At 69.2% G+C, this 14,174-nt stretch carries 16 protein-coding genes; 15 read left to right on the forward strand and 1 reads right to left on the reverse strand.

Features of this window, described 5'->3' with window-relative positions:
- Positions 1 to 1,323 precede the first annotated feature (1,323 nt).
- Together AB0M27_RS43375 and AB0M27_RS43380 are read left to right on the forward strand one after the other, a co-directional pair.
- Positions 1,324 to 2,559: a helix-turn-helix transcriptional regulator gene (locus AB0M27_RS43375; RefSeq protein WP_365731022.1), complete on the forward strand. Its 1,236-nt coding sequence runs from the start codon at positions 1,324 to 1,326 to the stop codon at positions 2,557 to 2,559.
- Entirely contained in the window at positions 2,556 to 3,119 is a 564-nt protein-coding gene (locus tag AB0M27_RS43380) for a flavoprotein (protein ID WP_365731024.1), read from the forward strand. Before AB0M27_RS43375 ends, AB0M27_RS43380 begins: the two co-directional genes overlap by 4 nt.
- Positions 3,120 to 3,335: 216 nt before the next feature.
- Here AB0M27_RS43380 and AB0M27_RS43385 read toward each other — a convergent pair whose 3' ends face one another.
- A complete protein-coding gene (locus AB0M27_RS43385; RefSeq protein WP_365731026.1) occupies positions 3,336 to 3,731 on the reverse strand; it encodes a GntR family transcriptional regulator in 396 nt (131 codons plus the stop codon).
- 163 nt (positions 3,732 to 3,894) lie between these two features.
- Between AB0M27_RS43385 and AB0M27_RS43390 the strand changes: the two genes are divergently transcribed.
- The 13 genes from AB0M27_RS43390 to AB0M27_RS43450 all read left to right on the forward strand — a co-directional run bounded on the left by AB0M27_RS43390 (position 3,895) and on the right by AB0M27_RS43450 (position 14,118).
- Positions 3,895 to 4,194, forward strand: coding sequence for a hypothetical protein (locus AB0M27_RS43390; protein ID WP_365731028.1), 300 nt, complete (start codon positions 3,895 to 3,897; stop codon positions 4,192 to 4,194).
- Positions 4,191 to 5,183: a DUF2637 domain-containing protein gene (locus AB0M27_RS43395; RefSeq protein WP_365731030.1), complete on the forward strand. Its 993-nt coding sequence runs from the start codon at positions 4,191 to 4,193 to the stop codon at positions 5,181 to 5,183. The genes AB0M27_RS43390 and AB0M27_RS43395 overlap by 4 nt, the downstream gene beginning before the upstream one ends.
- Positions 5,180 to 5,830 carry a GGDEF domain-containing protein gene (locus AB0M27_RS43400; RefSeq protein ID WP_365731032.1) on the forward strand — a complete coding sequence of 217 codons (651 nt, stop codon included), beginning with the start codon at positions 5,180 to 5,182 and terminating at the stop codon, positions 5,828 to 5,830. Before AB0M27_RS43395 ends, AB0M27_RS43400 begins: the two co-directional genes overlap by 4 nt.
- A complete protein-coding gene (locus AB0M27_RS43405; protein WP_365731034.1) occupies positions 5,830 to 6,213 on the forward strand; it encodes an RRQRL motif-containing zinc-binding protein in 384 nt (127 codons plus the stop codon). Before AB0M27_RS43400 ends, AB0M27_RS43405 begins: the two co-directional genes overlap by 1 nt.
- 82 nt (positions 6,214 to 6,295) lie before the next feature.
- Complete coding sequence (locus AB0M27_RS43410; RefSeq protein ID WP_365731036.1) at positions 6,296 to 8,527, forward strand: cell division protein FtsK; 2,232 nt, start codon at positions 6,296 to 6,298, stop codon at positions 8,525 to 8,527.
- Between the two features lie 139 nt (positions 8,528 to 8,666).
- On the forward strand, positions 8,667 to 8,918 hold the full coding sequence (locus tag AB0M27_RS43415) for a hypothetical protein (RefSeq protein ID WP_365731038.1): 252 nt from the start codon (positions 8,667 to 8,669) through the stop codon (positions 8,916 to 8,918).
- A gap of 164 nt (positions 8,919 to 9,082) precedes the next feature.
- The gene (locus AB0M27_RS43420) at positions 9,083 to 9,271 is read left to right on the forward strand and encodes a hypothetical protein (RefSeq protein ID WP_365731040.1); all 189 of its coding nucleotides are present in this window, start codon (positions 9,083 to 9,085) and stop codon (positions 9,269 to 9,271) included.
- 11 nt (positions 9,272 to 9,282) lie between these two features.
- Positions 9,283 to 9,891 (forward strand): hypothetical protein, encoded by a 609-nt coding sequence (locus tag AB0M27_RS43425; RefSeq protein WP_365731042.1) that lies wholly within the window; start codon positions 9,283 to 9,285, stop codon positions 9,889 to 9,891.
- 3 nt (positions 9,892 to 9,894) lie between these two features.
- Positions 9,895 to 10,377, forward strand: a complete 483-nt coding sequence (locus tag AB0M27_RS43430) for a hypothetical protein (protein ID WP_365731044.1) — start codon at positions 9,895 to 9,897, stop codon at positions 10,375 to 10,377.
- 90 nt (positions 10,378 to 10,467) lie between these two features.
- Positions 10,468 to 11,367: a bifunctional DNA primase/polymerase gene (locus AB0M27_RS43435; protein ID WP_365731046.1), complete on the forward strand. Its 900-nt coding sequence runs from the start codon at positions 10,468 to 10,470 to the stop codon at positions 11,365 to 11,367.
- The gene (locus AB0M27_RS43440) at positions 11,364 to 12,521 is read left to right on the forward strand and encodes an AAA family ATPase (protein ID WP_365731048.1); all 1,158 of its coding nucleotides are present in this window, start codon (positions 11,364 to 11,366) and stop codon (positions 12,519 to 12,521) included. Before AB0M27_RS43435 ends, AB0M27_RS43440 begins: the two co-directional genes overlap by 4 nt.
- Positions 12,518 to 12,712 carry a helix-turn-helix domain-containing protein gene (locus AB0M27_RS43445; RefSeq protein ID WP_351364262.1) on the forward strand — a complete coding sequence of 65 codons (195 nt, stop codon included), beginning with the start codon at positions 12,518 to 12,520 and terminating at the stop codon, positions 12,710 to 12,712. The genes AB0M27_RS43440 and AB0M27_RS43445 overlap by 4 nt, the downstream gene beginning before the upstream one ends.
- A gap of 80 nt (positions 12,713 to 12,792) precedes the next feature.
- Positions 12,793 to 14,118, forward strand: a complete 1,326-nt coding sequence (locus AB0M27_RS43450; protein WP_365731050.1) for a tyrosine-type recombinase/integrase — start codon at positions 12,793 to 12,795, stop codon at positions 14,116 to 14,118.
- The last annotated feature ends 56 nt before the right edge of the window (positions 14,119 to 14,174 follow it).

The following is a 14,174-nucleotide window of genomic DNA, read 5'->3' on the forward strand; positions in this document are numbered from 1 at the left end:
CGCCAGCCAGGCAGCGACCGAACCAGTGAACCTGAAACCACGTCAACCCGCCCTGACCTGCTAGTCAGCCACTCCCGCGCAGCGGGGGAACCTCAAAGCGAGCACGATCACAACGATGACCGTGATCACTGCGAGTTGCTGACGTGGGTTTGACACACAGCGCTCGGCAAGGGGCAAACTCATGTGTGAGCCTCCGGGTTCATGGCCCGCCGATGCAGCTTGCGCCTGGGAAGCCTTGGCTGCACGGCGGGCTTTCGTTCGGTTGGGAGCATGGTGCACTGGACAGCCCAGCCTGCGCGCAGAACAAAGGCGAGTTCAGGCACGCACCCACTCAACTGATGTTTATGCTCGGGGATGTGGAAATCGGATCCGGCCACTCGCTCGCCGCTGCTCAGGGCTTGAAGCCAAGTCGCCGCGATCCTTGAGCGGGGGCAAGTTGGTTGGCTGCACGTAAGGTGAGACGCGTAGAGCTGCTTAGAGGACTGGCAAGACTGGCTTGAAGTAGCCCTTGGGGACAGCCTCAATCCACCACGCACCCCAGCTCTCATCCCGTCCGCCGTCGACCCACACACCGTGGAGCGGGCGTGGTTCATGGCGTCCAGGTGGAGCGCGCCACTGTACGAACGACCTGGACGCCATGGGCCGCGTCTGCTCGGCTCTGCCTGGGTCGATGGTGGGTGGGATGAGAGCCCACCACGCTCGCCACGATGTGCCCGCAGTCGGGAACGGCGCCCCCGACCGTTGTAGGCCAGCGTTCAAGGGGGTTGAGGCTCTAGCCCGGTGGGCCGTGATGCATGGGGGAGCTGGCGTGTCCCGTGGTGGTGCTGTCGAGTCCTGTCGTTCAAGGTGCGCGACGGCTGGGAGCTCTGCCGGATCATGTGTGCTGTGCTGGAGGGATCACCCCATCCCCGCCGGAACGGCGGGGCTTGATCAGGTAGGGAGAGTTTCGCGTTCTGCAGTTCACGTCTCTCAGGTAGAGCAGATTGGAAGTCGCCTTCGGCTCCTACGCCTATTGAGAGGTCGGCTTCGCCGACGGGCTGCAACACTCCCGGGGTGTTGCAGCCGTCTGTGAGCGGACAGCCCGGACACCGGCATTACGAGCTGTCCGGGCCATTTATGCAGGTGAGAGGCAGAACCGGACAGCCGGACAGTGCGGACACCTCCCAGCGGGGTTCCATCGGACCCGGACAGTCCGTCCGGGTTCTGGCCCCTTCGCTGCCACACGCTGGTCATGTTGGCGGAAAGGCTGTGATCACTTACCGGTTCCCCGCCGCGTCGGTACCGTGAAATGCGCCCCTATTCAGCAGCGGGAGGCAACACCCCATGCGTGGTCTTGGAGATCACCTCAGCATCGGCGAGCGCATAGCGTTCTATCGGAAGCGCCGCGGCTACACGCAAGAGGTGCTGGCCGGCCTGGTGGGTCGGAGCACTGACTGGCTGGCGAAGATCGAGACTGGCCGCAGGAAGCCGCCCCGCATCGACATGCTCGCGGAGCTGTCGCGCATCCTGCGCGTGCCCCTCGGAGACCTGCTCGGACAGACGGTTCTCATGGAAGACGAGCGGCAACAGGACGACGTCCCCGCCGTGCGCGACGCCCTCATGAGCCCGCGTCGGCTGTCCCGTCTCCTCTTCGGGCCGGACGCTGAGGCTCAGCTTCCGACGCCTGTTCCTGTGGCCGTGCGCGTGGAGCATGCGTGGAACGACTACCAGGGCGGTCGGCTCGGCAGCGTCATCGCTGCACTGCCCGCCCTGCTTCAGACGGCTCAGGAGCTGGAGGAACGAGCGGCGCGCCGCGGCGATGACCGCGGCGACTGCTGGGCAGTGTCGGCCCGCACGCACCACCTTGCGGCTACGACACTCGCCAAGATCGGCGAGTCGGACATCTCGTGGCTCGCTGCCGAGCGCGCGATGCGAGCCGCTGACGAATCGGACGACCCACTCGTGCTGGCGTCCGCCGCACGTTCGGGTACGCACGCCCTGCTGGCCAACGGGCGCTATGACGACGCCCTCGAACTGGGCAACACGGCCGCAGCCTGGCTGTCGTCTCAGGTAACCGATCACAACCCGGCGGCACTCAGCCTGCTGGGCATGATCCACCTGCGTGCGGCCGTCGCTGCGGCGCGCCATCAGGACCGGCCTACCGCAACGGCACTGCTGAACCGTGCCGAGGAGCTCGCGGACGATCTCGGCTCGGATGAGAACTACTGGCAGACCGGCTTCGGGCCGACGAACGTGCTGCTCCACCGACTGTCCATCGAGCTGGACCTCGACAACGTCTCGTATGTGGTGGAGCGCGGTCGGATTAACGTCGACCACATGCCGCAGGAACGCAGTGTCTCGCACCGTATCGACTTCGCCCGTGCCCTGTCGCTCGCTGGGCAAGGTGATGATGCTTTCGCAGAGCTGCGTACCGCCGAACGCACGTCGCCGCAGCTTGTACGCAACAATCCGAGGGTGCGCGAGACGCTGCGAGACCTGATCAAGCAGTCCCCAGTGACAGGCGGCTCGCGTTCGTCGGACGTGTTCGCGATGGCTCAGCGGTGCAGGGCGGTGCAGTGAGTTCAGGCAATCGTGGGGTTCTGGGAGTCGTCGGCTCGGCGGCCGGCGGCGTAGAAGCGTTGCGCACCGGTCTCGTAGAGCCCGCCATGGGCCGCGGATGGCGGGTGGCCGTCACGCTTACGCCAACCGCAGGTCAGTGGCTGCGCACGAGCGGCGAGCGTGAGCGGTTGGAGAAGCTGACCGGCCTGCCCGTGCGTGATGAGCCGCGCCTTCCCGGCGAGGCTCGGCCACATCCGCCGGTTGACTGCTACGTGGTCGCCCCCGCGTCCGCCAACTTGGTCGCCAAGCTGGCGACCGGCCTGATGGACAACCAGGCGCTGACGCAGGTTGGCGAGGCCATCGGGACTCTCGGTCTCCCCGTCGTGGTCTTCCCGCGGGTGAACGCGGCGCACGCTCGCCACCCCGCGTGGCAAGGCCACATCGACGCTCTCAGGGCGGGAGGGGTGCATCTGGTCTACGGCCCGGATGTCTGGCCGCTGTACGAGCCGAGGGACGCGCCAGCCGGGCGCGAACTTCCGTGGACTGCAGTGCTGGACGCCGTGGACGGGGCCATCCAATGATGGGTCGTCAACAGGCCTGATCTGCAAGGAAAGAGGACCCGGACAGTCTGTCCGGGTCCTCTGCTGTTTCCGGCTGCATGCTCATTGGCATGTCAGGGATCAATGAGCGAAGCGGCGAGTCGGGAGGCCTAACCTCTGCCGAACTCGCCGCGATCAAAGTGAGCATGGGCAAGGTGCGCGTTACGGCTGAACGACTGCTGAGGCGCGCGGACAGGCTTACGGCGCGGGTGGAGTCTCGTTACCGACGCGTCGTTCAAGACGATCAAGCCGCTCGCCGAGAGTACGAAGCGCGTCGTGAATCGCACTGAGCTCAGCGGAGAGCGCAGTGAACGCGGGGCTACTGCCCGGCTCGGTGCCGAGCGGCACCGACGGGTCGCGGACGAACGTTCCGCGGCCCTGCTGGGTAAGCACGAGCCCCTCGTCACGGAGCTGCCCATATGCGCTCTGCACGGTCATGAGCTGCACGCCGAGTTCTTTGGCGAGCCTGCGAGCCGCGGGCAGCTGCTCGCCCGGTTCGTACGAGCGGTTCGGACCTGTGATCTTCGCGCGGAAATCGGCGGCGATCGCTTTGGCCGTGGACGTCTGCTTCGGCGCTTCTGGGCTCTGCTCCATGGCTTCGAGAGTAGCTGGACCTAGGTCAATCTCTGTTCTCCCGTCGCCCCTTCTTGACAGTTAGATTGACCTAGGTCAATCTGAAATCCCGTGGCGCTGGGACTCCCCAGCAAGGTCGCCCGCCGTCGCGGTTCTCCCTGCTCCTTCGACTCAGGAGAGCACCATGCGCACGTACATCGGCCATCAACAGGCCATCTCAGCCGAGGACTTCGTGGAACTGGCCCTTGGCAGCCCGGTTGAGCTGTGGCTCGGGGTGGAGGGCGAAACCGAGATGGAGCGCGCGGCCCGCCTGGACGCGGCGCGCGACATCCTCGCCGACCCGGAGTACCGCAGCCTGCCGGACGACGTGGCACGCATCGCCGCCGAGGTGATCGAGGCGCACGCTCCGGAGCTGTTCAACGTCGTCCCGCTGGCGCGGCCGGCGAGGCGCCGCCGGTCCTCCCGGAAGGGAGCGGCGGCATGACGACCGCAACCGAGACGGCACGGCCGGCGGTGCCGCCACTGACGAAGCCAGAGATGGGTCTTGCCGGACTGGGCGCGTTAGCCGCGGCCGGTGTCGGCGCCCTGGGGCTGATCGCATCGCTCGACGCTGTCTCGTCTGCTGCTACCCGGTGGGGCTTCGGCGAGCCGTGGATGCTGCCGGTCGGTATCGACGTGGCCATTCCGGTGTTCACCGTGGCCAACCTGCTGCTCATTCGGATGGACATGGCGTTGGCGTGGGTGCGGTTCGTGCCCTGGGCGCTGACGCTGGTCACGTGCGGGCTGAACGTCGCCGCCGGGCACTCGCTGTGGGCCAAGGTCGCCCACGGCACGATGCCCCTGCTGTGGGTGGTCTTCTCCGAGATCGGCGCCCACATCTACGCCGTACGGATCGGTGCCGCCACCGGCCGACGAATGGAGAAGGTGCGGTTCTCCCGCTGGATGCTCGCCCCCCTGTCGACCTTCGCCCTGTGGCGGCGGATGACGCTGTGGGAGATCACGTCGTACTCCGAGGCTCTGAAGCGAGAACGGGAGCGGCAGTTGGCCCGCGCCCGGCTGCGGGAGCGGCACGGCCGGCGGTGGAGGTCGAAGACCCCGCGCCCGGAACGCGTGCTGCTGAAGCTAGGCGAGCTGGCCCCGGCGAGCGAAGACCTGCCGCCTGTGCCGCCGCAGCAGACAGAGGAGCCGAAGCAGGAGGCGCCCAAGCCGCCGCGCAAGCGCCCGGCCGGCACCAAGAGCAAGACCAAGACGGCCAAGGCGCCGCGGACTCCGGCGGAACTGCTCGCCGAGGCGCGTGAGGCCACGGTCGACTGGGCCGATGACGCGATCAATGCGGAAGCCATCCGGACAACGCTGCACTGCTCCGCGGCCAACTCTCGTGTGCTGCGTGACCTGCTGCTCAGCGAGCGGGCCGAAGGGCGACGCCTGCACTCCGTCGACGGCGCCGAGGAGACAGAGGGGACTGCCGCATGAACACCTTGCTGAGCATGTTGGCTGCGGCGGCTCCGGTCGCCTCCGGCTGGACGGCCCACACGCTGTGGTTGCGGCGGCGCCTGAACGTCGCCCGACGTGACCCGCTGACCGGGCTGCGGACACGGGAGGCGTTCACCCGTCGCGCTACCGCTCTGCTGCGGGACCCGCGAGCGGTCGCGGTGCTGGCCGATGTCGATCGCTTCAAGCAGATCAACGACACCTTCGGCCATGCGGCCGGAGATGCGCTGCTGAAGGCGACCGCGGACCGGCTCGCCCACCACGTCGGCCGTTCCGGGGTGGCCGGGCGGCTCGGGGGCGATGAGTTCGCCGCCGTCCTGATCGATGACCACGGCACCGCTGGTGATCTGCTGGCCGTGCTGCACGGGGTGCTGGCTCGCCCGGTCGACGGCCAGGACCCGGCGGTACACACCACGGTCTCTCTGGGCTGGGTGTGTACCGCGGACTTCCCGGGCGAGGACCTGTCCGCTCTGCTGCGGCGGGCCGATGAGGCGATGTACGCGGCCAAGCAGGCGCGCGCCGGGGCCCGCCGGGCGGGGCTGGGGCGGCTGTTCGCCACGGTCACCGGGCGGCGCGCCGGCCGCGCCGGGGCCCGGACCGATGCTCCGGTCGTGGGGGTGGCTGCCTGATGTCCGCCTACGGCAAGTGCTTCGACCCGTCCGGCGCCCGGTTCGGGGTCCCCACGTACCCGTGGCGGTTCGCCCCGGACGGCTACGCCACCCGCCGTCAGCTGCGGGCGGCCGGCCTGCGGCCGGGCGGACAGCCGGTGGCGGCTCATGTGATGCGCCGCCACCGAGGTCGCAAGTCCGGCTACCAGGTCGCCTACCTCTACCGCGTCGACTGCGCGACGCCGGTCCAGCCGATGGCCTCACGCAAATGGGGTGCGCTCGCCCTGGCGATGCTCGCTCGCCGCACCTGCCCCAAGTGCCGGATCACCTACAGCTACTGCATCCCGACCTCGCTCGGGGTGTGCCTCCTCTGCGCCTACCCCGAGGAACAGCGCGCCGCCTGACTCGCTCAGTGCGGGGCCCGGTCCCAAACCGACCAAAGCAGCGGCCGGGCCCCGCCATCCCTCCCGAGAGAAGGAACCCTCAGTGAAACACCCCGACGACGACAACGAACTCTTCAACCGGCTGGAAGCCGAGATGGCCGCCGACTCTGACGGGCACGTGGTCGACCTGGACAAGGCCCGGTCGGCTCGCACCGAGTCGGCCGACCGCACGCCCGACGCGTCGCCCGACTCCGGGGCCGACCGGTCGGCCGACCCGAGCGAGTCAGGGTCGGACGACTCCGGCCCGACGCTGGTCGACCGTCCGGCCCCGGCACAGTCGGGCCCCGGTCTGATCGACCGCATCCGCGACTCCAAGCGGCTGGACGTCCTCCCGGCGTGGGTGAAGTCGGGCCCAGAGTTCGCCGAGGCGATGCGGTGGCTGGCCGGGCACGTCTGGCACACCATCGCCTTCCACGCGGTCCGCGTGCCGTTCCTATACATGCCCAAGCTCATCTGGCGCTCGCCGCGCGGCCTGGCCAACGCCCTGACCAGGATCGGCCGGTGGGCGGTTGACGCGGAGGGCGAGCCGCTGCGGCAGGCCGAGGCACGCCGGGAGAACTCCGAGCTGTACCTGAAGCTGTCCCGGCAGCGGGACCGCCGGGTTCGGCTGCGGATGCTCCTGACCATCCTCGGAGCTCTGTTCGCCCTGGGCATGGGCCTGTACCTGGTCTACGGTGCCGAGCCGCGCACGCAGGTCATCGCCGCCACGATCACCGTGCTGACGCTGGGCTGGCTGGGCGCGCCGGCGGATGCGCCGCTGGCCACCCGCGCAGTCATCAAGACCGAGGTGCAGAAGCTGACCAGCGACATCGTGGTCAAGGCCATGGCGTCCATCGGCATCGGGCAGATCACGTCCGCGGTCGCCAAGGGTCAGGACGGCATCAAGTTTGTCGCCCCGATCACCCGCGAGGGGCCGGGGTGGCGCGCGGACATCGACCTGCCCTTGGGCGTCACAGTCGCCGACGTGGCCGACCGGCGCGCCCGGCTCGCCTCCGGCCTGCGCCGCCCGCTCGGCTGCGTGTGGCCCGACGCCGACCCCAGCGAGCACGAGGGGCGCCTCATCCTCTGGGTGGGGGACCGGGACCTGTCCAAGACCGGACTCGTCAAGTGGCCACTCGCAACGGCGCGCAAGCACGACATCTTCAAGCGGATCCCGTTCGGCATCGACCCGCGCGGCCGGGCTCAGTCCGTGCCGATGATCCAGCACAACATCCTGATCGGCTCGCTGCCCGGCCAGGGCAAGACCGCCTCCGTGCGCGTCCTGGCTTGCGGCGCCGCCATGGACCCGTCCGTGGAACTGTGGCTGCACGAGAACAAGGGCACCGGCGACCTGGACTCCCTTGAATGTGTCAGCCACCGGTTCGTCTCCGGCATCGACGACGACTCGATCAAGTACGCCGCAGACTCCCTGAAGCTGCTGCGCGAGGAAGTCATGCGCCGCGCGGCTGCGATCAAGAAGCTGCCGCGGGACCTGTGCCCGGACAAGCGCATCACCCGCGCCATCGCCGACAAACGCTCACTCAAGCTGTGGCCGCTGGTCGGGGTGTTCGATGAGTGCCAGAACCTGTTCGGCCACCCCAAGTACGGCAAACGGGCAGGTGACGACGCCGAGTTCATCATCAAGCTCGGCCGAGCCCTGGGCGTGATCCTCATCCTGGCTACGCAGCGCCCGGACAAGGACTCACTCCCGACCGGGATCAGCGGCAACGTGTCCATCCGCTTCGCCCTCAAGGTCGCCGGACAGGTCGAGAACGACATGATCCTTGGTACGTCCGCGTACAAGAACGGCGTGCGCGCCACTTCGTTCCGCCCGGAGATCGACGCCGGTAACGGCTACCTCGCCGGCGCGACCGCGCTGCCGGTCGTGGTACGCACCGCCTACCTGGACGACCCGGCCACCAACGCCATCGCCCAGCGCGCCTACGCCTTGCGCAAGGCTGATGGAACCCTGTCCGGGCACGCACTCGGCGAGGACCCCGAGGCCGTGACCGGCCCGTCCTACGACCTGCTCGCCGACGTCGCCGCGGTCGTGCCGCCGTCGGAAGAGCGGGTCTGGAACGAGCGGATCGCCGCCCGGCTGGCCGAGCTGCGGCCGGAGGTCTACGGCGGCTGGAAGGGCGAGAACGTCACATCCGCGCTCAAACCGCACGGCATCAAGACCCGCGACGTGGCCGGGACCACCGACGACGGCACCCGCACCACCCGCCGCGGCATCACCCGCGCCGACCTCAGCAAGGCGATTGCAGAGCGTGATGAAAGGCGGGGTGCCGCCTAGTCCCGGACGGTGCTACCGGTAGCACGTCGCCTTGCTACCGGTAGCACCCCCGCTAGCACCCCGCATAGCACCTGATCTGCGATCTAGTGCATAGCACCCCACCTGCGAAAACCCTGGGAACTACCTGGAAGGGCCGCTCATGACCCTCATCGCTCTTGCTATCGCCTGCCTGTTCGCCGTCACGCTCGGTTACAGCGCTTTGTGTGCGGGCAGCCCGTTCGGCACCTGCCGCAAGTGCAACGGCTTCGGCTTCGCCATGGACACCGACCGCAAGGGACGGCCCAAGCGCGGCAAGAGCTGCCGTCGCTGCAAGGCCACCGGCAAGCGCATACGCGCCGGGCGCTGGCTGTTCAACCGAGCCCAGCGGATCTACCGCGAAGGCACCCGCTGACGGCGGACGCAAGACGGCCGACGGTGCCCGTCATGAGACGTACCCCGCTCCGAGCAGGAGCTAGGCGGGCGCAACCGTCGGCCAGCCGCCGGAGCTTGCCAGCACCCCGGGGCCAGACGCATTCAACCCACCCTCCCAGCCCACCGTCAAAGGAGATTCCCGTCATGGCTGTCACGGTCTCGCTCGTGGCCCTGTTCGGACTCGTCCTGTTCTTTCTGCTGCGCTCCAACTCCCTCAGCTACGGCGCCGCGTTCGCCGCCGCCGGGTTCGGCTTCTTCCTCGCCTCCACGGGAGCCGCCGGCCCCATCAACCAGCTCGCCGCCGCCGTCATCCACGCCCTCCAGCAACTGTGAGGAGCCCAGCCATGAACGAACAGATCATCGCCCCACACTGGCTCGCCAACATCGCGCCCAAGGCCGCGCCCGCCCTCGCCACATCCACTGTGCTGATCCTGGCCCGCATCTGGAACGCCAACGGCGCCGAACACTCCATCGGCAACGCCGTGCTCATGACCGCGCTGTCCCTCGCCGCCGCCGCGGCCGGCGTGTGCGCGAGCATCGGCCGCGCCGGAGACAGCGTCATCGCCGGAACCGCGTTCGCCGCCTCCGGAGGACTCGCCTTCGCCGCAGTCGCCGGATACGCCGGCGGGCTGTCCCTGCCGCTACTGCTGTGGGTGCTCGCCACCGCCATCGCCTACGGACTCGCCGCAAGGTACTGGCGCACCGACCGCCGTGAACGCATCGCCCACGAGCGGCAGACCAGCGCCCGGCACGAGGAACACGCCCACATCGAGCGCGTCGAAGCCATGCGCACCGGAGCACAGATCGAGGTGGCCCGCACCGGCGCCGCCTACGCCGAACAGCTCGCCCAAGCCCTCATCACCCGCGCTGCCCTGCCCGGCTTCGACTTCAAGGCCCTGGAAGCCGCTGGGCTGCCCGAACTCCCCTCCTCCAGTACCAGCAAGGAGCACTGACCCATGTTCGAGATCCGCGTCATCTGCGACCCGGCCGACACGGACCGCGTCAGCCACGCCCTGGCCGCCGCGTTCGACATCGGCCCGGCACGCCAGTACCCCACCCACGACGGCAAGCGCGCCCGGCTGTACGTCACCGCCGACCACCGGCCCGCCCCAGAGCCGTCGCTCGCCGCCCACCACTGGCCCGCCCCGGAAGAGGCGTACGCGCTCGCCCCGAGCATCATCAGCGAAATCGGATGGACCGCCCGGACCGCGGCCGACAGGCCGTTCTACGACGGGCAGAACCGCGAGTTCTGGCTCCGCAAGGCCGCCCTGCTGGACCGGATCGCGCTGAGCGACGAAGCCGACACCGTCACCAACGACGCGGCCGACCTCGCCACCCGAGCCGCCCAGCGGCTGATGGAGCTGGACGGCACGGCCATCATCTGCGCCCCGCGCTACTACGTCCGCCAGCAGTACTCCGCGTGGGCCAAGAACCAGTAGCAACGCCGCGGCGGCGGGACTCCCCAGCAAGGTCGCCCGCCGCCGCGGTTCTCCCTGCCCATCCGTAGACAGAACAGGAGAACCCCCAGCATGCCGCACCTGGACGGCTCTGCCCAGCTCACCGCCGCGCTTGACGCAGCGTCGCGTGACTGGCGCGTCTTCCCCCTCATCCCCGGTGACAAGCGCCCGGCCGTCTCCGACTGGGAGACCCGCGCCACCACCGACCCGGACCGCATCACCCGCGCATGGTCCGTCGCCGCTTTCAACGTCGGAATCGCCACCGGCCCCTCCGGCCTGGTCGTCATCGACCTGGACAAGCCCAAGCACCCCGGCGACACCCCGCCGGCCGCGTGGGCCGAGCACGGCGTCACCGACGGCGCCGACGTGCTCGCCGTGCTCTGCGAGCGCCGCGGCCAGCCCTTCCCCGCCGACACCTACACCGTCCGCACCTGGAGCGGCGGCACCCACCTGTACTTCCTCGCGCCGGAAGGCGAGCCCCTGCGTAACACCGCTGGGGACAGCACCCGCGGGCTGGGCTGGAAGGTCGACACCCGCGCGTGGGGCGGACTCGTGGTCGGCGCCGGCAGCGTTTTCGATGGGCGCCCGTATGAGATCATCCGGAACGCTCCCGTTGCGCCCCTGCCGGGCTGGCTCGCCGAACTCCTGCGCCCGGCCCCGCTGCCCCCACAGATGCCCATCACGGTCGCCCTCACCGGCCAGGGACGGCGCACCGCCTTCCTCCGCTCCGCGATCAACGGAGAGGTGCAGCGGGTCACCGGCTCCGGCCCGCACGAGCACAACAACAGCCTCTACATCGCCGCGGTCGCCCTCGGACAGCTCGTTGCCGGGGGCGAGTTGAGTGAAGCCGACGTCACCGGCTGGCTCCTGACGGCCGCGCTCCAAGTCGGCCAGGGCGAGGGCGAGGCACGGCGGACCATCGCCTCCGGCCTCCGAGCCGGAGCACGGCGCCCCCGGACGGTCGCAGCATGAGCGCCAACCCCATCCCGCCCCTGCACCTGTACTCCGTGCCCGGCGACCCCGAGACGGCCCCCACGGCGCCGCCGAAGAGGGAGCGCCCGCGGACTGCATGGACGGCCGATCAGCTCATGGCCGCGCACTTCCCCGAGCCGAAATGGGCCGTGCCCGGCATCCTCGCCGAAGGCGTCAACGTGCTCGCCGGACCGCCCAAGGTCGGCAAGTCCTGGCTCTCCCTCGGACTGGGCCTGTCGGTCGCGGCCGGCGGCAAGGCGTTCGACTCCGTGCCCGTCCAGGGCGGCCCGGTGCTCTACCTTGCTCTGGAAGACACCCCGCGCCGTCTCCAGACCCGCATGGGCAAGATCCTCGGAGGACAGCCAGCCCCCGCCGGTCTGACCCTGGTCACCGAATGCCCGCCCTTCCCCCAGGGCGGCACCGAGGCCATCGCCCAGTGGCTGGAGCGCCACCCCGACGCCCGCATGGTCGTCATCGACGTGTTCGCCAAGATGCGCGGACAGGCCCCGGCCGGGGTGTCGGCGTATGACGCGGACTATGTCGCTGTCGGCTACGCCAAGCGGCTCGCCGACCACTACAACGTGGCCGTCGTCCTCGTCCACCACGTCCGCAAGGCAGGCTCTGAGGACTTCCTCACCGAGGTCTCCGGCACCAACGGCATCGCCGGAGCCGCAGACGCCACCCTCGTACTCAAGCGAGCCCGCGGGCAGGCGGACGGCATCCTGCATGTCACCGGTCGCGACGTAGACGAAGCCGAATACGCCCTCAGCTTCCAACCCGTCTCCGGCGCCTGGCACCTGCTGGACGGCCCCGTCTCCGACCACACCGTCAGCGACACCCGTGCCACGATCCTGCGGTACGTCCGCGCCCACCCTGGCGCGAAGCCGAAGGACATGGCGGGCGAGCTGCCGCACGTCGACATCGACACGATCCGCCGCACCTGCAGCCGCATGGCCGATGCCGGACAGCTCACCAAGGACGCCGGCGGCCGGTACTACCCGGACACGGAGACCCGGACGGAGGGCGGCGCAGAGGTGTCCGCACCGTCCGGCTGTCCGGTTACCCCATCTGACCAGCACGAACACCCCGGACAGTCGGAATTGGAGCTGTCCGGCCTGTCCGGTGCGGACGAAGCCGAAGGGATGGCGGAATGAGCGCCCGTACGCGGGACGAGAAGATGACCGTCAAGGAGGTCATCGCTGATCTGAAGGTTGCCCCGTCGACCTTCTACCGGTGGCGCCAGCTCGGGAAGGGGCCCCGCTCGATCAAGCTTCCCAACGGTGACGTACGGATCCGGCGGTCGGAGTACGAGCGTTGGCTTGCGGAGCGGGAGGACGCTGCGTGAGCACTGGGAACGACACAGCGGCCGGGCGCCCTCGCGGGTCGGCCCGGCCGGGCTACTCCTTCGACGTCAAGCTGTGGAAGGTGACCAAGACCGGCCGCAAGTCGCGCCCGTGGCGTCTCCGGTGGGTGGTCGCAGGGCAGGTGCACGGCGAGACGTTCACCACGTTGGCTCTTACGGAGAGCCGACGGTCCGAGCTGTGGCAGGCCATGAACCGGCGCGGTGAAGCGTTCGAGATCGAATCGGGGTTGCCTGAGTCCGAGGTGCGCGCGGCGGCCGACGCCGCCGAAGCAGTGGACGCCGAACCGCCGTTGCGATGGTTCGAGTTCTGCCGGAAGTACGTGGCCGGGCGGTGGCGCACGGCTGCGGCCAAGACCCGTGAAAGCATGGCCGACGGTCTCGCCGCTGTGACTCTCGCCATGGTCAAGCGCGGGGGCGGCGTTCCCGATGACGAGACCCTTCGGCTGGCCTTCCGGTGGGGGATCGTGCCCGCCAACGCGGGGGAGGAACCGCCGGCCGAACTCAAGGCCGCGTACGAGTGGATCACGACGGCCGACCGGCCATTGGGTGACCTGGCCGACTCTGAGGTGTTCGAGGATGTGCTGTACCGCCTCAGCTACAAGCTGGATGGCACTCCGGCCGCGGGCGACACGTACAAGCGGCGGCGGCGGGCTCTGAACACCGCTCTCGAACATGCCGTGGTTGTGGGGGAACTCCCGGAAAACCCCCTTCAGCGTGCCCGCCGGAAGCACGTCGGCTCCAATGAGGTGGTGGATCGCCGCGTCTTGGTGAACGCCCTACAGGCCCGGCAGTTGCTCATCGCTGTCTCCTACGTCGGGTCGTGGGATCGCTGCCGTGGGCGGCGTTTGGTGGCCTTTTACGCGGTCCTGTACTACGCGGGGCTACGGCCTGCTGAGGCGGTCGGTCTGCGGGTGTCGGACTGTCACTTGCCAGACCAGGGCTGGGGGACACTGACGCTGCGGGAGACACGCCCCGTCTCCGGCAAACAGTGGACAGATTCCGGGGAGCGCCACGACCGTCGGGGCCTGAAGGCGCGCGAAGCGTCTACCGACCGGCCGGTGCCCATCCCGCCGGTACTGGTCGCCATCCTTCGGGCGCACCTGAAGGAGTTCGGGACCGCCAAGGAAGGGCGCGTGTTCGGGAACGAGCGCGGGGGAGTGGTCGGCTCATCCACCTACTGGCGCGCGTGGGAGGAAGCGCGGGAGTACGCGCTATCGCCCCAACGCGTCGCCTCCCCCTTGGCCGGACGCCCCTACGACCTGCGGCATGCCTGTATCACGCGGTGGCTGAACGCGGGAGTGCCGATAGCTGAGGTGGCTCGCCGTGTCGGCAATTCTCCGGAGGTAATCCACCGGAGTTCCGCAGCAAATCGGCCTTCTGGCAGGTGATGCATGGCAAACCTGCTGGTCAGGCGGTTGAGACATAGCGGCAGGCGTCAGAATCC

The sequence above is a fragment of the Streptomyces sp. NPDC052107 genome, from assembly GCF_040680215.1.
In the GTDB taxonomy this organism is placed as follows: Bacteria; Actinomycetota; Actinomycetes; order Streptomycetales; family Streptomycetaceae; genus Streptomyces.

What these genes read in the sequence shown, in the direction of transcription:
- AB0M27_RS43375 (WP_365731022.1), top strand. Translation starts at nt 1,324, where the DNA reads ATGCGTGGTCTTGGAGATCACCTCAGCATCGGCGAGCGCATAGCGTTC.
- AB0M27_RS43385 (WP_365731026.1), bottom strand. Translation starts at nt 3,731, where the DNA reads ATGGAGCAGAGCCCAGAAGCGCCGAAGCAGACGTCCACGGCCAAAGCG.
- AB0M27_RS43390 (WP_365731028.1), top strand. Translation starts at nt 3,895, where the DNA reads ATGCGCACGTACATCGGCCATCAACAGGCCATCTCAGCCGAGGACTTC.
- AB0M27_RS43395 (WP_365731030.1), top strand. Translation starts at nt 4,191, where the DNA reads ATGACGACCGCAACCGAGACGGCACGGCCGGCGGTGCCGCCACTGACG.
- AB0M27_RS43400 (WP_365731032.1), top strand. Translation starts at nt 5,180, where the DNA reads ATGAACACCTTGCTGAGCATGTTGGCTGCGGCGGCTCCGGTCGCCTCC.
- AB0M27_RS43405 (WP_365731034.1), top strand. Translation starts at nt 5,830, where the DNA reads ATGTCCGCCTACGGCAAGTGCTTCGACCCGTCCGGCGCCCGGTTCGGG.
- AB0M27_RS43415 (WP_365731038.1), top strand. Translation starts at nt 8,667, where the DNA reads ATGACCCTCATCGCTCTTGCTATCGCCTGCCTGTTCGCCGTCACGCTC.
- AB0M27_RS43420 (WP_365731040.1), top strand. Translation starts at nt 9,083, where the DNA reads ATGGCTGTCACGGTCTCGCTCGTGGCCCTGTTCGGACTCGTCCTGTTC.
- AB0M27_RS43425 (WP_365731042.1), top strand. Translation starts at nt 9,283, where the DNA reads ATGAACGAACAGATCATCGCCCCACACTGGCTCGCCAACATCGCGCCC.
- AB0M27_RS43430 (WP_365731044.1), top strand. Translation starts at nt 9,895, where the DNA reads ATGTTCGAGATCCGCGTCATCTGCGACCCGGCCGACACGGACCGCGTC.
- AB0M27_RS43435 (WP_365731046.1), top strand. Translation starts at nt 10,468, where the DNA reads ATGCCGCACCTGGACGGCTCTGCCCAGCTCACCGCCGCGCTTGACGCA.
- AB0M27_RS43440 (WP_365731048.1), top strand. Translation starts at nt 11,364, where the DNA reads ATGAGCGCCAACCCCATCCCGCCCCTGCACCTGTACTCCGTGCCCGGC.
- AB0M27_RS43445 (WP_351364262.1), top strand. Translation starts at nt 12,518, where the DNA reads ATGAGCGCCCGTACGCGGGACGAGAAGATGACCGTCAAGGAGGTCATC.